Source organism: Sphingobium sp. CFD-2 (assembly GCF_024611135.1).
GTDB classification, from domain to species: Bacteria; Pseudomonadota; Alphaproteobacteria; order Sphingomonadales; family Sphingomonadaceae; genus Sphingobium; species Sphingobium fuliginis.
Map to the genome: position 1 here is coordinate 375,117 of NZ_CP084406.1, position 19,932 is coordinate 395,048.

The following is a 19,932-nucleotide window of genomic DNA, read 5'->3' on the forward strand; positions in this document are numbered from 1 at the left end:
GTTCCATAATCGGGAGATGATCATGAGCGATGCGCATAAGCTGAAGGAACATCTGTGGGATCGCATGTCGGACAGCCCCTTCATGATGCTGGGCCTGACCGGCAGCGGGCAGCATAGCGAGCCGCTGACCGTCCAGTTGGACAAGGACCAGGTGGATACACTGTGGTTCTTCGTGGGCAAGGACAACCGTCTGGCCGGCGGCGGCGCGGCGATGGGCCAGTTCGTTTCCAAGGGGCACGATTTCTTCGCCTGTTTCGCCGGTCGCGCGCGCATCGACAATGATCCGGCGATGATCGACAAGCTGTGGTCGACGACGGTCGAAGCGTGGTTTCCGGGCGGCAGGTCGGACCCCAATCTGGCCCTGTTGCGCTTCGACATCGACGAGGCGGAATTGTGGGAGGCGGACGTGTCGCTGACCGGAAAGCTCAAGATGCTGTTCGGCGGCAGGATACGCCCGAGCGAGGAGGGCAGCCACGCCAGGGTCGAGACGACGGCGAAGTGACCTGGCGATCCGGCGGCGAGCCGCCGGATCGAAACGGGCGTGCGTTTCGCGGCGGTCCTGTGTAGGAGGCGGTCGGGGGGCGGATGCCGGTCCGTCCACATGGTCTTTTCGCAAGGATGGCGGTGCCGATGGAACACAGGTCCGTGGATGCGGTGCTGCTCGACATGGACGGCACGATCCTGAACTCCATCAAGGTGGCGGAACGGGTCTGGGGCGAATGGGCGCTGCGCCATGGACTGGATGTGGAGGCTTTCCTGCCGACCGTCCATGGCGTGCAGTCGGTGGAGACGATCGGGCGGCTGGGCCTGCCCGGCGTCGATCCGGTGGCGGAGGCGGCGCTCGTCACCCAGGCGGAGATCGATACGGTCGACGGGATCGAGGCGATCGAGGGCGCGGCGGCGTTTCTCGCGGCGCTGGCCGATTGCCGCTGGGCCGTCGTCACCTCAGCCCCGCGGCAGCTTGCCCTGCGCCGCATCCAGGCCGCTGGGTTGCCCGTTCCGCCGCTGCTGATCGCGGCGGAGGATGTGGAACGCGGCAAGCCCGCCCCGGACTGCTTCCATCTGGCCGCCGAGCGTCTGGGAACGACGGCGGACCGCTGTCTGGTGATCGAGGATTCGGTGGCGGGGATCATGGCGGCGGAGCGTGCGGGCGCAAGCATCCTGGTCGTCACCGCGACCCATCACCGGCCGATGGAGACCCCGCATCCCGCCATTGTCGACTATCGCGGCCTTGGCGCGGTTCCTGCCACCGGCGGGTGCGTCCGCATCGGACCCATCGGCTAAGACCAGGAGGAGGCTGCGTCAGATCGGACGCCGGGCCATCGTCTTCCTTCGCTCAGGGCAGGGTCTGGCCGGTGCGGTCGGCCCAGAGTTGCCACCAATAGGCGATCTGCCCGGCCCGGAAATCGGGCGCGACGGCGGTCCTGCGGTCGATCAGCAGCGGGCCGCGATGAGGGCCTTCATATTCCGTCCAGCGCGGCAGAGCCCTGTTGCCCGACCCAAGGCCGTTGGGGTCGCCGTCCTTGATGAAATGCGCCCAATAATCCTGCATCATCGCGGCCAGACGCGCATTTTCGGCGCCCTGCGACGCCTTGGCCGCGCCCAGCGTATAGCCGAAATCGGCGCAATGCGGCGCGCCCGCCGCCTTGCCGCGTTCGGCGGGCGGGACATAGGCGAAATGATAGGACCAGCTTGGCTGCCAGCGCGCCGCGAGAGCCGCCGTCGCGGTCGCCGCCGCGGTGAAGATGAAGTCGGTCTGCACCTGCCGCAGCAGTTCCGCCGGGGGCAGCCTGCCCTGCGGATCATAGACCTTCCGCACCGCCGCCATGTCGATGCCGAAGCGGTCCTTCAGCACCCTTTCGTCAAAGCCCATCAGGCCGAAGATGCTCGCTTCATTGCTGGTGGAGCCGGCGATATAGGGGACGCGGGCGATATGCCCCCTGGCGAAGGCGATGGCGGTTTCCTCCGGGATCATCTCGCCGTCGACCACCGCGCCGAAATTGGGGGGGCCGGGATCGGCCGCCATGACCGCCGCCGGATCGAGCCTGCGCAGGGCGGCAATGGCCTCCTTGCCCTCGCCGGTCACGCCCGCGCGCCCGGCGAAGGCGACGCCTTCCCGTTCGGCCTGCGCCTGCGGACGGGTCGCATTGTTGATGCCGCCGCCGCTATGCGCGCTGGCGCGGGCGAACAGGCCGCGTGATTGGGGCGAGGCGACCAGCGCGTTGATGCTGGAGCCGCCCGCCGAGCAGCCCATGATCGTGACCTTGTCCGGATCGCCGCCGAAGCGCCCGATATTGTCGCGCACCCAGTTCAGACCGGCGACCTGGTCCATCAGCCAGTAATTGCCGGTCGGCGCCCCCGGCTGCTCCGCGCGCAGGCCGGGGTGCGAGAAGAAGCCGAGCCGCCCCAGCCGATAGTTGAGCGACACCACCAATATGCCGCGCCTGTTATAGACCCGGGCGGCATCGTCGAACAGTTCCGCGCCCGAACCCACGAAGAAGGCGCCGCCATGGATCAGCACCAGCACCGGCATCCTGCCGTCGAACGAGGGGGTGGCGACATTGATCGACAGGCAGTCCTCGCTTTGCGGAGCGCTGCGTTCATGGGGGGTCTCGGGCTGCGGGCAGATCGGGCCGAAGCGGGAGGCGTCGCGAGGGGTGGTCCAGGGGGCGGCCGGGCGCGGCGGCATCCAGCGATGATCGCCGCCGGTCGTCCGGGCGAAGGGGATGCCCTTGAAGACGCCGCCTTCGCCCTGCGCCACGCCGCGCACGGGTCCGGATGCGGTCGCCACCACCGGACCTGCCGGAGCCGCCGCGACCAGGCTGCCGCCGACCAGCGAAAGGCAGGCGGCGCCCGCCAGAAATGCTGCTGCCTTCACCCCATCTCTCCCCAGGAAGGGCGGGCGGCGTCCTTTCGGTGCGCCGCCCGCCCCGTGATCAGAATTTGAACCGGACGCCGGCGGTGAACGCCCGTCCCACCGTGTCATAGGTGGAGATGATCGTCGGCAGGTTCACGCCCGGAATATCTGCGGCCACCAGCGGCGGATCGCGGTCGAACAGATTGTTGATCGTGATGAACGGCTCCAGGCTGCCGCCCCAGCCCTCGATCTTCTGGCTGATGGTGAGGTCGGTGTACCAGACCGAAGGCGCCTTCGCCCCGGAATAATTGTTGTTCGGTTCGCGCGATCCGACCTTCACCGGACCGGTATATTGTTCGGAGACGAAGATGGTGAGCCCGCCGTCGCTGACATAGTTGAGGTTCAGCGTGCCGCGCCATTTCGGCCGGGCGATGGGACCATTGTTGATGCCGTAGCCCGCGGAGTCATAGGCGGGGACCGCCGCGCTCTGCTGCGTCACATATTTGTCGAGCCAGCTGACATAGGCGCGGGCGCTGAAATTGCCGTTGCCAAGGCGCGTCGCATAGCTGGCGTCGATGTCGACGCCCGCCGTTTCCAGCCTGGCGATATTGGCGGCCGCGATGCGGACCAGGCTGGGGAAGGCGGTCGGGCTTGGCCGGGTGATCAGCGCGCATTCGGGCGCGGAGGCATTGGCGACGCAGTTCTGCACGATCCGCGTGGTGTCGAGCGTGCCGATGGCGCCGTCGATCTTCAGGTTGAAATAGTCTGCCGACAGGCTGAAGCCGGGCAGGAAGCGCGGCGTCAGCACGAAACCGAAGGTCCTGGTCTTCGCCTTTTCCGGATCGAGCAGGCGGTTGCCGCCCGACACGGTGGAGACGTTGCCGCTCTGGCCCGACACCGGATCGGTCAGCAGCCCGATGCCGCTCTGGTCGCCCGCGAACAGGTCGAACAAGGTGGGCGCGCGGATGTCGCGGGAGATGGTGCCGCGCAGCAATATGTCCTGTACCGGCTTCCAGGTGAGGCCGACCTTCCACGTTTCGACTTGGCCCGACGTGCTGTAGTCGGTGATGCGGCCCGCGCCGTTCAGTTCCAGCGAGTTGAGGAACGGCATGTCCCTGACGATCGGCAGGTTGATTTCACCGAAGGCTTCCTTGACCGTCACGCTGCCCTGCGCCTGGCCCACATTGGTCAGCCAGTAGAAGAGGGAGGTCGAGGACACGCCGCGCAGGCCGGCGAAATATTCGCTGCGCTCAGCGGCGGTGTCGAGCCGCGAGGGATCGCTGTTGCTGGTGAGGTCCAGCGACTGCTTGCGCCATTCGCCGCCGACCACGATGTCCACCGGACCGCCCGGCAGTTCGAAGGGCGAACCCTGGAACTGCAGCGCGGCGGCGTCATGCTTGATCCGCGCGTCATAGGACATGGTGCCGGTCGCATAATCATAGCCCGGCTGGTTGGTATAGGCGTCGCCGGTCAGGAAGATGTTGAGCGGCTGGCATCCGGCGAAGCGCGCCCGGATGACGGGATCGGCGCTCAGCGTCGGGCGGCAGACGATATTGCCGTTGGTGTCGCGCACGGCGTCCAGCGCGGCATAGGCCTTCTGATAGTCGTAGAGGCCATGCTGGTCGACGCTGTGCCTGGAACTGCCATGGGTATAGTTGACCGACCATTTCCAGCCGTCGCCCAGATTGCCTTCGAGGCCCGCCGTCGCCATCCAGAAATCGGTGCGTTCCTGGGTGAAGGGCTTTTTCGCGCTGTCGCCCGAATATTTGCCGATATTGAACTGCTGGCCGGGGGTCAGCGCCGCCTCGATCTGGGCGGGGATGAAGGGGTTGCCCTGGAAGACGGGGGCGTTCTGCGTGCCGACCCAGGCATTGGACTGGCTGATATAGCTGAGTTCGCTGCGGGTGAAATTGCCCTGCACGAAGAAATTGATGTCGTCCGTCACATCGTAGCTGAACCGGCCGAAGGTCTGGTAGGTGCGCAGCGGCGCGACCGCATGGACGTCCGACGGGATGACGAAGCCGTCGCCGCCGATGTTGAACGCCGCCGTTCCGGTCGGCGTGCCGTTGTCGAAGGGCCGGATCGTGCCGTCGCCGTTGATCTGGTAATTGGCGAAGGGGCCGTCCAGTATCTTGCCGTTGTCGCTGGCGAAGATCAGGTGGATATTGTCCTGAAGGATGCGTGGATTGGCGTTGGAACCCGGCGTCGCGCTGCTGCCGGGCACGCTGCCGACATAGACATAGTTGGAATTGCCGCCCTTGCGGTCGGACCGCAGCATGCCGTCATTATTATAATATTCGCCCGACAGAAGCAGATGGCCGCGCCCGCCGAACAGGTCCATGCCGCCGGCCAGGCTGATGCGCTGATTGCCATTGTCCCCGCGCTGCGACACGCCGGCCTGGACGCTGCCGGTGAGGCCGGTGAACTTGCGGTTGAGGACGAAGTTGACGACGCCCGCCACGGCGTCCGACCCATAAGCGGCCGATGCGCCCGCCGTCACGATGTCGACGCGCTGGAGCAGGGCGTTGGGGATGACATTGGTGTCGACCGTGCCCTGATAGGTGGTGGGCGGCACGCGCATGCCGTCGAACAGGATCAGCGTGCGGTTGCCGCCGACGCCGCGCAGGTTGAGGACATTGCCATGGCTGGCGCTGTTGGCGAAGTTGTGGGAACTGCGCGAGGGGCTGGAGCTGTTCTGGAACTGCGGCAGCTTGTTGAGCGCATCGGGCACGTTGGTGGGCGTCGCCTTGACCAGATCCTCCGTCGTGGCGACCGTCACGGGAGTGGGCGCGGTATAGCCGTCGCGCACGATGCGCGATCCGGTGACGATGATGTCGCTGGCGGCGGCGTCCGTGCCGGCGTCGGCCGGGTCTTCCGACCGGACCTGGGCGCCGTCGACCTGGGGAGCGGTCTGCGCCATGGCCGGAGCGACAAGTGCCAGCAAGCTCACACTGACGCATGTGGCGGACGCAACGGACAGCTTCATCCCAAGTCTCCTCTCGCTGGAAGGGTTTGTTATTCAAATATATACTGTGATGCATAATTCGCTAGAAGCATAAAAAGTGCATGTCAATGCATTTTTCGCAAGCGGTCGCGCCGGGTGTCCGCCGCCATGCGGGCGGCGCCGTCGCGGCGTGACAGGGCAGGGAGTTTCGCCGGTGCATCGCAGGATCGGCTTGAAGGGCAGCCGCAACGGCTTCGTCGCGGCCACCCCTTTCATCTGGGGGCCGCGCTGTGTCTCTATCGCTCGGACGCGCTTTTCATCGCCGGTTCGACCGCGCTCCCGCAGTGGGCCGTCGCGACGAAATCAGGCGCCCAGGAGCGCCAGCGCATCGATCTGCCGCCGGGAAAAGCCTCTTTCGTAAAGGGCGGGCATGTGCCGTTCGGCAATCTGCCGCGTGCGGCCGGTCTCGCACAGGAAATCGCGCAGGGGCAGAAGATCGGCGGGCGGCGTGCGTGCGGCGCGGGGCGCGCCGATGATCGCGTTCAGCGCATGGGAAAGGCGCGCGCGCAGCGGTCCGACGGGCGCCGGATCGCCGCAGCCGCAATCGGCCACCGCGATCAGGGCAGCCTTCACATCATGCCATTCGGCGGGGCTGAGCTCGGGCGTGGCGATATTCAGCATGGCCGTCCTCCTCATGCGCAGGGTGAAGGGACGCGGCCTTTGGGCCGCGTCCGCTCCTGCTTTTGCTTTCGTTATGCCGCGTCCACCAGGACGATCTCGCTGTCCTCGATCGCGGTGACGCGGATCACGTCCATGTCGCTGATCGCCGCGCCGTCGCGGGCGTTGACGCGCACGTCGTCGATCCGGATCGCGCCGGTCGCCGGCACCAGATAGGCCTTGCGGTCGCGGCCGATCGGATATTCCGCGCTCTCCCCGGCCTTCAGCGTCGCCGCCACCACCCGCGCATCGGTGCGGATCGGCAGGGCGTCATTGTCATTGTCGTAGCCGGAGGCAAGGGTGACGAACTGACCGGCGCGGTCGCCCTTGGGGAAGGGCCGGGCGCCCCAGCTTGGCGCTTCGCCGTCGCGGGTGGGCAGAATCCAGATCTGGAAGATCCGGGTCGTCACATCCTCCAGATTATATTCCGAATGGCGGATGCCGGTGCCCGCGCTCATCACCTGGACGTCGCCGGCCTCTGTCCGGCCCTTGTTGCCCAGGCTGTCCTGATGCGTGATCGCGCCTTCGCGGACATAGGTGATGATTTCCATGTCGCGGTGCGGGTGGGGCGGAAAGCCCGTCTGGGGCGCGATGGTGTCGTCGTTCCAGACGCGCAGATTGCCCCAGTGCATGCGGGCGGGATCGTGATAGCCGGCGAAGGAAAAATGATGCTTGGCGTCGAGCCAGCCGTGATTGGCGCCGCCGAGGCTGTCGAAGGGACGCAGTTCGATCATGTCTTGTCTCCTCATCGGGCGTGGGCCGGAAATGGCCTTGCCCTGTTGAACATCTCTTTACAGGCGTGCGGCTTTCCCGTTCAGTGGGATAAATTGCATCGAACCGTTCGAGGAAATGGAACAGTGAACAATCCGGGCATGCCGACCTTCGACCAGCTGCACATCTTCCTGACGATCGTGGACAGCGGCAGTTTCGCGGCGGCGGGGCGCAGGCTGAACCGCGCCGTGTCGGTCATCAGCTATGGCATCGCCAATCTGGAGGCGCAGCTTGGCCTGACGCTGTTCGACCGGGAGGGGACGCGCAAACCGCAACTCACCGTCGCCGGCCGCGCCCTGCTGGCGGAGGCGCGCAGCATCGCCGACGGCGTCGACGGCCTGCGCGCGAAGGTGAAGGGGCTGCTCGACGGGCTGGAGGCGGAGGTCGACCTGGCGGTCGACGTGATGCTGCCGTCGGAGCGCCTGGGCCGCGTGCTGCGCGCCTTCGCCCGCGAATTCCCGACGGTCCAGCTTCGCCTGCATGCCGAGGCGCTGGGCGCGATCACCGCGATGGTGCTGGACCGCGCGGCGGTGGTCGGCATATCCGGGCCGTTGTCCGCAGGGGTCGAGGGGATCGAGAGCCGGACGGCGGGAGCGGTGGCGATGGCGCCGGTCGCCGCGCCCGATCATCCGCTGGGACGGATGGAGGCCATCGCGCCGGGCGCCGGGCGCGACCATATACAGCTGGTGCTGACGGACCGTTCGCGATTCACGGAGGGTCGGGATTATTCGGTGCGCAGTCCCAAGACCTGGCGCCTCGCCGACCTCAGCGCCAAGCATGCGCTGCTGCGGGAAGGCATCGGATGGGGCAATATGCCGCTGCCGATGATCGAGCCGGATCTGGTCGCGGGGACGTTGGTGCGGCTCGCCATGCCCGACCATGACGGGGGCATGTACCGTTTCTCCGCCATCTGGCGGCGCGACACGCCGCCGGGGCCGGCCGCCTCCTGGCTGCTCGATCAGTTCGTGGCGCTGGGCGCGCTGGACCGGGACGTGGAGGGCATGGGCGACATCTGATCAGGCGGGCGCCTTGGCGTCCGGGTGCAGCGCGCAGGCGGCGGTGCCGAAGAGGACCAGCGCGCCCGAGAGGATCAGCGGCGCGACGAGACCGGCGCGATTGACCAGCAAGGCCCCGATGGCCGCGCCCAGCAGGATGGCGGCGACGCCGCCGATGCGGCGGCCGCGATTGGGGCTGCTGCCGCCCGCCAGCGCCGAATCCGCCGCCAGCCCGGTGAGCGTGAGGGTGAGAACCGTGGTGGTGAGGTCCGGCACCTTGAGCTGGCGCACGGTCGCGTTGCGGAAGCCCATGGCAAGGCCGGTCAGCGCGATGATCGCATAGAGCGCGCTGCCGGGCGACTGGCTGGCGATGTCGAAGCCGGTGGCGACGCCCGCCGCGATCCAGAGCAGCACAGCCTCTGCCAGCGCGGCCACCATCAGCCAGCGGCGCAACGGCAGCCCGACATGATGCCTGCCCACGCGCCCCGCCACCAGCGCCCCGATCAGGAAGGCGGCGATGGCGGCCAGATAGGAGAGCGCGTGGAACCCCGGCGTACCCACGGCGGCGAAGCCCAGGAAGACGATGTTGCCGGTCATATTGGCGGTGAACACCTTGCCCAGGCCCAGCACGCTGATCGCGTCGACCAGGCCTGTGGTGACGGAGAGCAGGAGCAGCAACCAGGGCAGCGGCGCGGCGGGGCCGTTGGGAGCGGTCATGATGTCCTCGAATCGCTTGGCTGTTAAAGGGGGCTGGGCGCGTTTATCCGGTCGGCAGGCGAAATCACACCGCCCAGCAGCCGCAGCCGAGCGCGCCCCAGAAGCTCTGGACATCGGCGGCGGGAACCGATGCGCCCAGCGCCGCTGCATGGTCATGACCGTGGACGGCGCAGGCGGAATGGCAACCGCAGGCCGACGCCATCTTCCTGGCCGTCGCATCCTTCCGGTAATGGCCGCCGAAGGTCGCGACCGGCGACCAGTCGGGCATTGCTTTGGGCGCGGCCGGGGCAAGCGGGCCATAGTCGCCCTCGCCATAGACGATCCTGCCGCCCAGCACGGTCAGCACCGACCGCAAATGGGCGATCTCATCCTCCGGCACGGTGAAATAATCGTCGGACAGCAGCGCCAGGTCGGCCAGTTGCCCGGTCTTTATCTGCCCCTTCTTGCCGACTTCATTGGAAAACCATGTGTTCTTCTCCGTCCACAGCCGTAACGCCGTCTCGCGGTCCAGCCGGTTGCGCGCCGGATAAAGCGCCAGTCCGCCGACCGTCTTCGACGTCACCAGCCAAGACAGGGACACCCAGGGATTGTAGCTGGCGACGCGGGTCGCGTCGGTGCCCGCGCCGACCGGCAGGCCCGCCGCCATCATGCGCTTGATCGGCGGCGTGGCCTCTGCGGCTTTCGCGCCGTAGCGGTCCACGAAATATTCGCCCTGGAACGCCATGCGGTGCTGCACGGCGATGCCGCCGCCCAGCGCCGCGATCCGGTCTATATTGCGGTCGCCGATCGTTTCGGCATGGTCGAAGAACCAGTTGAGACCCTGCAGCGGAATATCCCTGTTCACCTTCTCGAACACGTCGAGCGCGCGGCCGATGGTCTGGTCGTAGGTGGCGTGCAGGCGCCAGGGCCAGCGGCGTTCGGCCAGCAGGCGGATGACAGGTTCCAGATCGCCTTCCATTTCCGGCGGCATGTCCGGGCGGGCGACGCGGAAATCCTCGAAATCCGCGGCCGAATAGACCAGCATCTCGCCCGCGCCGTTGTGGCGGTAGCTGTCGTCGCCGTCGCCGGGCCTGATCTTCGTCGACCAGTTGGCGAAGTCCCTGAGCTCCTCCTTCGGTTTCTGGGTGAAGAGATTATAGGCGATGCGCAGGGTGAGATCGCCGTCCCTGTGCAGCTTCTCCACGATCTCATAATCGTCGGGATAGTTTTGCGAGCCGCCGCCTGCGTCTATCACGCTGGTGACGCCCAGCGAATTCAGTTCCCGCATGAAATGCCGGGTCGAATTGAGCTGATATTCGGGCGGCAGCTTCGGACCCTTCGCCAGCGTCGCGTAGAGGATGGTCGCATTGGGCTGCGCCAGCAAAAGGCCGGTCGGATTGCCCTGCGCGTCGCGGACGATCTCGCCGCCCGGCGGGTTGGGCGTATCCTTCGCATAGCCCACCGCCCGCAGCGCCGCCGCGTTCAGCAACGCGCGGTCATAGAGATGGAGGATGAAGACCGGCGTGTCGGGCGCCGCGGCGTTGATCTCTTCAAGGGTCGGCAGGCGCTTTTCCGCGAACTGATGCTCGGTGAAGCCGCCGACGACGCGCACCCATTGCGGCGGCGGCGTGATTTCCGCCTGGCGCTTCAGCATCGTCATGGCGTCGGCCAATGTTGGAACGCCTTCCCAGCGCAATTCCATATTATAGTTGAGGCCGCCCCGGATGACATGGATGTGGCTGTCGATCAGGCCGGGGATGAGGCGGCGGCCCCCGGCGTCGATGACCTGCGCATCGGGGGAGGCGGCGGCGCGGACTTCGCCTTCGCCGCCGACGGACAGGAATGTGCCGTCGCGGATCGCCACGGCCTGCGCGACCGGATTTTCCCGGTCCAGCGTCGTGACCCTGGCATTGATGATGATGACGTCCCTGGCGGTCATGGCGAAGCTTTCCGTGGCGGTGAACAGGGTGGTGGCGCCGGCGCCGGCAAGCGCCCGGCGGCGGGTGATCACTGCTCCTGCTCCGGCTTTGGCGGCAGGGCGGCGGCGCTTTGTTGCGCGGGGGTGAAAGGCTTGCCGCGCAACAGGCTGCCGGCGACGGGCACGACCCGTTCGCCGGCGAGGATGCCTGCCAGCCCGACCAGCGCGATGACCGGCGGGGCTGGGGAACGGACCCCAAGCAGGCTGTAGACGATGCCGACCAGCAGCCCGGCGCCCAGCGAGAATATATAGGCTTTCATGGGTCCGTTCCTTCGCTGCGTCAGGCCTTGATGAACGCCAGAATGTCGGCGTTGAGGACATCGGCGTTCACCGTCAGCATGCCGTGCGAATAGCCCTCATAGATTTTCAGCGTGGCGTTCGGCAGGATTTCGGCCTGGAGCAGGCCTGCATTCCTGTAGGGCACGACCTGATCGTCGTCGCCGTGCAGGACGAGCGTGGGGACGGTGATCGCCTTCAGATCGTCGGTCTGGTCGGTTTCGGAAAAGGCCTTGATCCCTTCATAATGGGCGAGCGCGCTGCCCATCATCCCCTGCCGCCACCAATTGTCGACGACGGCGGGCTTCACCTCCGCCCCTTCGCGGTTGAAGCCGTAGAAGGGGCCGGCCGCAACCTCATGGAAGAATTGCGCGCGGTTGGCGGCAAGGCCGGCGCGCAGCCCGTCGAACACATCGATCGGCAGGCCGCCGGGATAGCGGTCCGTCTTCACCATGATCGGCGGCACGGCGCTGACCAGCACCGCCCTGGCGACGCGCCCTTCGGGCAGGCCGTGACGGGCGACATAGGCGGCCACTTCGCCGCCGCCGGTCGAATGGCCGATGTGGATGGCGTCGCGCAGATCGAGATGCCGGGCCACGGCGGCCGCGTCGGCGGCATAATGGGCCATGTCATGGCCGGAATCGACCTGTTGCGAGCGGCCATGGCCACGCCGGTCATGGGCGATGACGCGATAGCCCCGGGCAAGGAATAACAGCATCTGCGTGTCCCAGTCGTCGGCGGAAAGCGGCCAGCCATGATGGAACATGATCGGCTGGGCGTCCTTGCTGCCCCAATCCTTGTAGAAGATGTCGACGCCGTCCGGGGTGGTGACGAAATTGCTCATCGGGAAATCCTTTCATCGCTCTGGCTTGGGGGTGCGGGAGAAGGGGCAGCCGGGCCAAAGGGGCGGCCCGGCTGTGGGGAAGGGGGATCAGTGGCCGCCTTCGGAGGCGCCGAACATGGTGCTGGCATAAGTGATGCCCAGTCCATAGGCGCCGCCCCACTGGCGGGCGATGCCGGTGGTAAGCGCATAGGTTTCGGCGCGCGCCCAGTCGCGTTGCAGTTCGAGCAGATATTGCAGCGCCGTGATCGGGCGCGCGCCCGCCTGGATCATGCGTTCCACGGCGCGGTCATGGGCTTCCTCGGAAATGTCGCCGCTGGCGTCGGTGATGACATAGACCTCGAAACCCTGTTCGAGCGCGGAGAGCACCGGGCCGACGATGCAGACGCTGGTCCACAGTCCGGCGATGACCAGGCGGTCCTTGCCGATGCGGTTCACCTCCTCGATCACGGCGGCGTCTTCCCAACTGTTCATGCTGGTGCGGTCGATCATCGGCTGGTCGCCAAAGGCGTCGGCGATCTCGCTGAACATCGGGCCGGAAAAGCTCTTCTCCGCAACGGTGGTGAGGATGGTGGGGACGTGGAATCCGGCCGCGGCATTGGAGACCAGGGCGGCATTGTTGCGCAATATTTCGGGCGCGATCGACTTGGTGGCGAAGGCCATCTGCGACTGGAAGTCGATCAGGATCAGGGCGTGGTCGTCGGGGGACAGCAGCGCATCGGCGGGGGTGGGAATGGCGGTGATCGACATGGCGGGTCTCCTTCCTTGAAAGTGCAGGGGCCCGTCATTCGGGCTGATGTCGGTCTACTTTCCCTCGCTTCTGCGAAACAGGCGTATAAAATCTACCTATTCGTTCCAAATTCTGGAAAAGCCTAAGCGGCCGGCTGGTCCAATGGAGCATAATCGATATTGCGCCTTCATTGTAGCAGGACGGTTACGGATCGTCGCGCCGGCCCTGTCTCCTGCAAGATGGTCATCGCCATTGCGACGAAAATATCCTATATGTTCCGCATCTGACCTTATAAGCGGCCTCCATGTCCGACCTTCACAACATGTCACAGCCCGCGGGCACCCTTGGTTCCCCGGCACGCGCCGCCTCCGGACCGACGCTGGTGGAGCGTGCCTATGAGCATCTTCTCTCCATGCTGATGACGGTGAAGATCGCGCCGGGGGAACGCATTCCCATCGACACCGTCGCGCGCCAGCTCGGCATCTCGCAGACGCCGATTCGCGAGGCGCTGAGCCAGCTGGAGGCGGAGAAGCTGGTCTACAAGACCACCAATGTCGGCTACCGCGCCAGCCCGCAGATGACGCCGGAGGAGGTGCACGACCTTTATACGCTGCGCCTGCTGATCGAACCCTATGCCGCCGCCCGGGCAGCCGAGCAGATCGACGATGAGACGCTTTCCGTCCTGCAGTCGATCCAGGCCGACATGGACGCCGTGGTCGAGCGCGACGAGCAGGCCTATGCCCGTTTCGCGGAAGCGGATGCGCAGCTCCACCGGCTGATCGCGAAGGGCAGCGGGAACCGCCTGATCGAGGAGACGATCGAGCGGCTGCACGCGCATCTCCAGATCTTCCGATCGCTCTACCAGAACAGCGCCCAGCCCAATGCGCCTGAAGTGGCGGCGCGGGAGCATCAGGCGATCATCGCCGCCTTGCTGGCGCATGATCCCGTCGCGGCCGAGCAGTCGGTGCGCGACCATCTCACCTGTTCGCAGCAGCGGATGGACCGGGCGAACGGCACGTCTCGACGCTGATCGCGCAACCCCCGGAAGGAGGGAGGCATCACGTGTCGGCCGAACGTTCAACGACGTGGGAAAGCCCCTTGACGGGCCCGCGGCAACCACCTACCACGGTCGCACAGGATCATATAGGATATGAAATAGATCCTGGAGAGGATGGGTAATGCGGTCAGCCATGAAAGCCGGTTTTTCACTTGTCAGCCTGACGATCGCGATGCTTGCCGGACTTCCGGCGGCGGCGCTGGCCGAAACCAGGGTGCTGCGCGACTTCACGCTGATCGACGGCACCGGCAAGGCGCCGGCGGCGAACCAGGCGCTGGTCATGACGGATGGGCGGATCGACTGGGTCGGGCCGTCCGCGAAGCTGAAGGCGCCGGCCGGGGCGAAGGTCGAAAGGCTGAAGGGCAAATATCTGATGCCCGGCCTGATCGACAGCCATATCCATCTGGGGCTGGTCGACGGCATCACCCAGAATCTGCAATATCAGACGGCTGAGAATATCGAGAAGCAGCTTCGCATCTACGCCGCCTATGGCGTCACCACCGTCCAGACGCTGGGGACGGAGAAGGACCTGATCTTCCCGATCCAGCAGAGGCGCAAGGGGCCCACGGCGATGTCGCGGGTCTATACCGTCGGGCAGGGCGTGGTCTTCAAGGGCAGCTATGGCGGCGTCCCCGGCCTCGACCAGTCGGTCGCCACGCCGGAAGAGGCGCGGGCGATGGTGGACAAGGAGGCGTCGAAGGGCGCAGACCTCATCAAGCTGTGGGTCGACGACGAATTCGGCATGCTGGAGGAACGCATGCCGCCCCGGATCAGCAGCGCCGTGATCGACCAGGCGCACAAGGACGGGAAGAAGACCGTCGCCCACATCTTCTATTATTCCAACGCCGCCGAACTGACGCGGGAAGGGGTGGACGCCTTCGCCCATTCCGTGCGCGACCGCGCCGTGGACGACGCGCTGCTCGGCCAGATGAAGGCGAAGGGCATGTGGCAGATGGCGGCGACGCTGAGCCGCGAGGCGTCCTTCACCTACAGGACGCTGCCCTTCCTGGACGATCCCTTCTTCGCGCGGGGGGTGACGCCCGCCGTGCTGAAGGAACTGGCCAGTCCGGAGCGGGCGGCGAAACTGGGCGCGGCGCCCAATTTCCCCAAATATGCGCCGACCCTGCAATATGCGATGGACAATTTCGCGCGGGAGGCGAAGGCGGGCATCCGCTACGGCATGGGCACGGACAGCGGCCCGACGGCGCGCTTTCCCGGCTATTTCGCGCATTGGGAACTGGAACTGATGGTGAAGGCCGGGGTGACGCCGATGCAGGCGATCACGGCCGCGACCAGCGCCAATGCGGAGTTCATGGGTGCCAGGGACATCGGCACCGTCGCGCCGGGCAAATGGGCCGACCTGCTGGTGCTGGATCGCGATCCCACGGCGGACATCCGCAACACCCGCGCCATCGACGCCGTCTATATCGCCGGCAACAAGGTGCCGACCATCTGGCAGACCTGCACCGGCCGCGCGGCCGATGCCTGCGGGCCCCGTCCGTGACCGGCGAGGCAAGCGTCGCAGAACCGCGCGACGCGGCCGCCGGAGCCGGTGCGGCGCGCCCGACGCGGGCGCGCCATGTCGTGCTGTGGCTGACGGTGCTCGCCTATCTCATCACCTATATGGATCGCGTCGTAATCGCCACGGCGGCCCCGGTGATCGAGAAGGAATATGGCTTCTCGCCGGTGACGATGGGCTGGATCTTCGCTTCCTTCTCCATCGCCTATGCGCTGTTCCAGATTCCGGGGGGCTGGCTGGGCGACCGGTTCGGGCCGCGCCGGGCGCTGACCGGCGTGGTGCTTTGGTGGTCGACCTTCACCGCCGCGACGGCGCTGACCTGGTCGGCCGGGTCGATGATGGTGTGCCGCTTCCTCTTCGGCATGGGGGAGGCGGGGGCCTTTCCCATCGCCACCCGGTCGCTCTCGCGCTGGATGCTGCCGTCGGAACGGGGCTGGGCGCAGGGCCTGACCCATGCGGGGGCGCGGCTGGGCGGGGCGGTGACGCCGGTGTTCGTCGCGCTGCTCATCGTCCAGTTCGGCTGGCGCATGCCCTTCATGGCCTTCGCGCTGGTCGGCATCGGCTGGGCGGCCCTGTGGTTCTTCTACTATCGCGACACGCCGCGCGAGCATCCTTCGGTCAACCGCGCCGAACTGGCGATGATCGAGGGCGCGCTGGGCGCGGGCCGGGCGCGGGTGAGCGTGCCATGGCGGCACCTGCTGGCCAATTCGCAGCTCTGGGTGCTGTCGGCCATGTATTTCTGCTACGCTTATTGCATCAACATCTTCCTGACCTGGTTCCCCAAATATCTGCACGATGCGCGCGGGTTCGACATCGCCATGATGGGCCTGTTCGCCAGCCTGCCGCTGATGGCGGGCGTGGTGGGCGACCTGATGGGCGGATGGGCGTCCGACCTGTTGGTGAAGCGCGGCGCGGGGTTGAAGATGGCGCGCCGCTCGGTCGCGGTGGTCGGCTTCCTGACGGCCGCAGCGATGATCCCGCTGGCGGCCGCCATGGACGGGCATGTGGCGAGCATCCTCTGCTTCTGCATCGCGCTGTTCGGGCTGGAGTTGACGGTCGGCGTATCCTGGGCGGTGACGCTCGACATTGGCGGCGAATATGCGGGCTCGGTATCGGCGGTCATGAACACGCTCGGCAACAGCGGCGCGGCGGTCGCGGCGGCGGTCACCGGCTATATCGTCAGCATGAGCGGCTGGTTCGCCGCCTTCGCGGTCCTCTCCGTCCTCTGCCTGATCGCGGCGGCGCTGTTCCTGCGCATCGACGCCTCGCGCAAGCTGCGTGACGGGCAGGGGGCCCAGGCGTGATGCCATCGCCGGAAATCATCCGCAGCGCCCCGGCGCTTCGGTTCGGACATCGCGCGCATGGCGCGCACGACAGGAGGTTGTTTAGGTGAAGACTTGGATATTCGCTGTGGGCATCGGCGCGGTCATCGCCGGCACGGCGGTCGCCGCCCCCGCGCCGAAGGGAAATGCCGCGCATGGGCAGCAGCTTTTCGCGCGCTGCGCCGCGTGCCACAAGGTCGGGCCGAACCCGGCGCGCTCCATGGGGCCTTCGCTGAACGGCGTCGTCGGCCGCGTGGCGGGCAGTCAAGGCGGCTATGGCTATTCGCCCGCGATGAAGGCGTCGGGCATCAGATGGGACGAGGCCAGCATCGACAAGCTGCTGCAAGGTCCGTCGAAGCTGGTTCCGGGCACGAAGATGATCTTCCCCGGCATGGCCGCCGCGCAGGATCGCGCCGACATCATCGCCTATCTGAAACAATATGGCGCGGATGGTGGCAAGAAGTGAGCGACGTCCCTCCCGCCTTCGGCGCGCTCCGCCTGCCCCGCTCCGTCCTGTTCGGACGCGGGCAGCGCCACGCGCTCGGCTCCGCCGCCGGCAAGCTGGGCAAGCGCGCCCTGCTCTGCACTGACGAACGGCAGGCCGCCCAGCCTGAATTCCACGCCATGGTCGCGGACCTTCAGGCCCATGGGCTGGAGGTCCGGGTCTTCGACCGGACGATCCCCGACCTGCCGATCGGATCGATCAACGCCTGTGTCGAGGAGATGCGCGGCTTCGCCCCCGATCTGGTGGTCGGCATCGGCGGCGGCAGTTCGATGGACATGGCCAAGGTCGTCGCCGTGCTGCTGACCCATGGCGGCGACATCCGGTCCTATTATGGCGAATTCGCCGTGCCCGGCCCGGTCATGCCGCTGATCGCCATGCCGACGACGGCGGGCACCGGATCGGAAGTGACGCCGGTCGCGGTGGTGTCCGACGACGAGCGCGGGGTGAAGGTCGGCATCGCCAGCCCGCATCTGATCCCGCTGGTCGCGATCTGCGATCCGGAACTGACCGCCACCTGCCCGCCTGCCCTGACCGCCTGTTCCGGCGCCGATGCGCTGACCCATGCGGTGGAGGCCTATACGACGCTGGCGCGCCCCGCCGACCCGATGCTGACGCAGGATCATGTGTTCGTGGGCAAGAACCTGCTGTCGGATCATTTCGCGCGGCTGGCGGTCGACAACATCTTCCGCTTCCTGGAGCGGGCCTATCGCGACGGCAGCGACATGGAAGCGCGCGAAGGGCTGATGCTGGCGGCGCTGGCGGCGGGCTGCGCCTTCGGCACGGCGGGTACGGCGGCGGCGCATGCGCTGCAATATCCGGTCGGCAACCTGACGCACACCGCGCATGGCGACGGGGTGGCGACGCTGCTGCCCTATGTCATGCAGTTCAACCGGCCCTTCTGCGCCCCCGCCTTCGCCGAACTGGCGCGGACGGTGGGGCTGTCCGATGCGGCGGAAGAGGACATGTCGCAGGCGTTCATCGATGCGGTCGCGGACCTGCTTGGCCGCGTCAACATTCCACCCTCGCTCGCGGCGCTGGGGCTGAAGGCCGACCAGCAGGACTTCGTGGCGGAAAACGCCCTGAACGCCGCCCGGCTGGTCAAGAACAATCCCCGTCCCCTCGATCTCCCGGCGATGCAGAGCATCACCCGCGCCGCCTTTTCCGGCGAGCGGGCGGCGCTCAAGTCCGCCTGACTTCTCGAACAAGGTTTCCCATGACGACGCAAAGCTATAGCTGCACGACGACCGACGGCCATGCCGGTCCCTTCGCCATCCCGACCGACCTGCTGATCGGGGAGGCGTGGGTGCCCGCCGCCAGCGGCAAGCGCATCGACATCCTCAATCCCGCGACGGAGGCGGTGTTGACCTCCGTCGCGGACGCAAGCCCGGCCGAGGGCATCGCCGCTGTCGACGCCGCCGCCGCCGCAGCGGCGGACTGGGCCGCGACCCCGCCGCGCAAGCGCGCCGACATATTGCTCGCCTGCTTCCATGCGATGATGGCGGAGCAGGAATGGCTGGCGCAGCTCATATCGCTGGAAAATGGCAAGGCGCTGCCCGACGCGCGGGGGGAGGTGGCCTATGCCGCCGAATTCTTCCGCTGGTATGCGGAGGAAGCGGTGCGCATCAACGGGGAGCTGGCCGTCTCGCCCTCCGGCGCGAACCGCATCATGGTGCAATATCAGCCCATCGGGATCGCCCTGCTGATCACGCCCTGGAACTTCCCGGCGGCGATGGCGACGCGCAAGATCGCCCCGGCGCTGGCGGCGGGATGCACCTGCATCCTGAAACCGGCCGAGGAAACGCCGCTGACGGCGCTCGCCGTGGCGGAGATCATGCGCCGGGCGGGCGTGCCCGCGGGCGTGGTCAATGTCGTCAACAGCAGCGATCCGGGGCCGCTGTGCAGCGGCATCCTGCGCGACCCGCGCGTGCGCAAGCTGTCCTTCACCGGATCGACCGAGGTCGGCCGCATCCTGCTGCGCCAGGCGGCGGACCAGGTCATCAGCTCCTCCATGGAACTGGGCGGCAACGCGCCCTTCCTGGTGCTGGACGATGCCGACATCGACGAGGCGATCGAGGGCGCGATGGTCGCCAAGATGCGCAATGCGGGGGAAGCGTGCACGGCGGCCAACCGCTTCTATGTCCAGCGCGGCATCCATGACGCCTTCGTCGCGAAGCTGGCAGAGCGCATGGGCGCGATGAAGATGGGCCCCGGCCTGGAGAGCGCGACCCAGTGCGGCGCGATGATCAACCGGCAGGCGATCGACAAGATCGAGCATCTGGTGGCGGATGCCGTGGCGCGCGGCGCGGAGGTCAGGCTGGGCGGCAGGACGCCGGAGGGCGCGGGCTTCTTCTACCCGCCCTCGGTGATCGCGAACGTCCAGCCGGGGTCGGAGATATTGACGACGGAAGTGTTCGGCCCGGTCGCGGCGGTGATCCCGTTCGACGATCCGGCGGAGGCGGTGGCGCTGGCCAATGCGACCGAATATGGCCTTGCCGCCTATGTCTATACCGCCGACCTCAAGCGGGGGCTGCAACTGGCCGAGCAGATCGAGGCCGGCATGGTGGCGGTCAATCGCGGCCTGGTGTCGGACGCCGCGGCGCCCTTCGGCGGCGTCAAGCAGAGCGGCCTTGGGCGGGAGGGCGGACATCACGGCCTGCTCGAATATTGCGAGGCGAAATATATCGCGGTGAGCTGGTAAGCCGCAGCCGGTCGACGGCACGGAAA

General features: G+C 67.0%; 18 protein-coding genes. 9 read left to right on the forward strand and 9 right to left on the reverse strand.

Features of this window, described 5'->3' with window-relative positions; translation table 11 throughout:
- Positions 1 to 22: 22 nt before the first annotated feature.
- Both LDB29_RS21960 and LDB29_RS21965 read left to right on the forward strand, forming a co-directional pair.
- Positions 23 to 502 carry a pyridoxamine 5'-phosphate oxidase family protein gene (locus tag LDB29_RS21960; RefSeq protein ID WP_025548719.1) on the forward strand — a complete coding sequence of 160 codons (480 nt, stop codon included), beginning with the start codon at positions 23 to 25 and terminating at the stop codon, positions 500 to 502.
- A 128-nt stretch (positions 503 to 630) separates the two neighbouring features.
- Positions 631 to 1,284 (forward strand): HAD-IA family hydrolase, encoded by a 654-nt coding sequence (locus LDB29_RS21965; protein ID WP_257557837.1) that lies wholly within the window; start codon positions 631 to 633, stop codon positions 1,282 to 1,284.
- 52 nt (positions 1,285 to 1,336) lie between these two features.
- Here LDB29_RS21965 and LDB29_RS21970 read toward each other — a convergent pair whose 3' ends face one another.
- From LDB29_RS21970 to LDB29_RS21985, 4 genes are all read right to left on the reverse strand, one after another.
- Positions 1,337 to 2,878 (reverse strand): carboxylesterase/lipase family protein, encoded by a 1,542-nt coding sequence (locus LDB29_RS21970; RefSeq protein WP_257557839.1) that lies wholly within the window; start codon positions 2,876 to 2,878, stop codon positions 1,337 to 1,339.
- A 58-nt stretch (positions 2,879 to 2,936) separates the two neighbouring features.
- Positions 2,937 to 5,843 (reverse strand): TonB-dependent receptor domain-containing protein, encoded by a 2,907-nt coding sequence (locus LDB29_RS21975; protein WP_257557841.1) that lies wholly within the window; start codon positions 5,841 to 5,843, stop codon positions 2,937 to 2,939.
- A 321-nt stretch (positions 5,844 to 6,164) separates the two neighbouring features.
- A complete protein-coding gene (locus LDB29_RS21980; RefSeq protein ID WP_257557843.1) occupies positions 6,165 to 6,482 on the reverse strand; it encodes a hypothetical protein in 318 nt (105 codons plus the stop codon).
- 71 nt (positions 6,483 to 6,553) lie between these two features.
- On the reverse strand, positions 6,554 to 7,252 hold the full coding sequence (locus LDB29_RS21985) for a pirin family protein (RefSeq protein WP_025548712.1): 699 nt from the start codon (positions 7,250 to 7,252) through the stop codon (positions 6,554 to 6,556).
- Between the two features lie 123 nt (positions 7,253 to 7,375).
- Between LDB29_RS21985 and LDB29_RS21990 the strand changes: the two genes are divergently transcribed.
- Positions 7,376 to 8,305 carry a LysR family transcriptional regulator gene (locus tag LDB29_RS21990; RefSeq protein WP_257557845.1) on the forward strand — a complete coding sequence of 310 codons (930 nt, stop codon included), beginning with the start codon at positions 7,376 to 7,378 and terminating at the stop codon, positions 8,303 to 8,305.
- Here the strand turns inward: LDB29_RS21990 and LDB29_RS21995 are convergent, their stop codons facing one another.
- The 5 genes from LDB29_RS21995 to LDB29_RS22015 form a co-directional block, all read right to left on the reverse strand.
- Positions 8,306 to 9,001, reverse strand: a complete 696-nt coding sequence (locus LDB29_RS21995; RefSeq protein ID WP_140043183.1) for a YoaK family protein — start codon at positions 8,999 to 9,001, stop codon at positions 8,306 to 8,308. It lies immediately after the preceding gene.
- Between the two features lie 64 nt (positions 9,002 to 9,065).
- Positions 9,066 to 10,991: an amidohydrolase gene (locus LDB29_RS22000; protein WP_257557854.1), complete on the reverse strand. Its 1,926-nt coding sequence runs from the start codon at positions 10,989 to 10,991 to the stop codon at positions 9,066 to 9,068.
- Positions 10,988 to 11,218, reverse strand: a complete 231-nt coding sequence (locus LDB29_RS22005; protein ID WP_025548708.1) for a DUF1427 family protein — start codon at positions 11,216 to 11,218, stop codon at positions 10,988 to 10,990. Before LDB29_RS22005 ends, LDB29_RS22000 begins: the two co-directional genes overlap by 4 nt.
- A gap of 20 nt (positions 11,219 to 11,238) precedes the next feature.
- Positions 11,239 to 12,078, reverse strand: a complete 840-nt coding sequence (locus LDB29_RS22010; protein ID WP_257557855.1) for an alpha/beta fold hydrolase — start codon at positions 12,076 to 12,078, stop codon at positions 11,239 to 11,241.
- Positions 12,079 to 12,165: 87 nt separating this feature from the next.
- Positions 12,166 to 12,825: a hydrolase gene (locus LDB29_RS22015; RefSeq protein WP_222886498.1), complete on the reverse strand. Its 660-nt coding sequence runs from the start codon at positions 12,823 to 12,825 to the stop codon at positions 12,166 to 12,168.
- A gap of 284 nt (positions 12,826 to 13,109) precedes the next feature.
- Here LDB29_RS22015 and LDB29_RS22020 point away from each other — a divergent pair, with 284 nt between their 5' ends.
- The 6 genes from LDB29_RS22020 (at position 13,110) to LDB29_RS22045 (ending at position 19,906) form a co-directional block, all read left to right on the forward strand.
- Positions 13,110 to 13,835, forward strand: a complete 726-nt coding sequence (locus LDB29_RS22020) for a GntR family transcriptional regulator (protein WP_257557858.1) — start codon at positions 13,110 to 13,112, stop codon at positions 13,833 to 13,835.
- A gap of 160 nt (positions 13,836 to 13,995) precedes the next feature.
- The gene (locus tag LDB29_RS22025; protein WP_257557859.1) at positions 13,996 to 15,366 is read left to right on the forward strand and encodes an amidohydrolase family protein; all 1,371 of its coding nucleotides are present in this window, start codon (positions 13,996 to 13,998) and stop codon (positions 15,364 to 15,366) included.
- A complete protein-coding gene (locus tag LDB29_RS22030) occupies positions 15,363 to 16,685 on the forward strand; it encodes an MFS transporter (RefSeq protein WP_257557861.1) in 1,323 nt (440 codons plus the stop codon). The genes LDB29_RS22025 and LDB29_RS22030 overlap by 4 nt, the downstream gene beginning before the upstream one ends.
- 85 nt (positions 16,686 to 16,770) lie before the next feature.
- Positions 16,771 to 17,169: a c-type cytochrome gene (locus LDB29_RS22035; RefSeq protein ID WP_048576760.1), complete on the forward strand. Its 399-nt coding sequence runs from the start codon at positions 16,771 to 16,773 to the stop codon at positions 17,167 to 17,169.
- Complete coding sequence (locus LDB29_RS22040; protein ID WP_257557863.1) at positions 17,166 to 18,401, forward strand: iron-containing alcohol dehydrogenase; 1,236 nt, start codon at positions 17,166 to 17,168, stop codon at positions 18,399 to 18,401. Before LDB29_RS22035 ends, LDB29_RS22040 begins: the two co-directional genes overlap by 4 nt.
- A 20-nt stretch (positions 18,402 to 18,421) precedes the next feature.
- Positions 18,422 to 19,906, forward strand: coding sequence for an NAD-dependent succinate-semialdehyde dehydrogenase (locus LDB29_RS22045; protein WP_257557865.1), 1,485 nt, complete (start codon positions 18,422 to 18,424; stop codon positions 19,904 to 19,906).
- Positions 19,907 to 19,932: the final 26 nt, after the last annotated feature.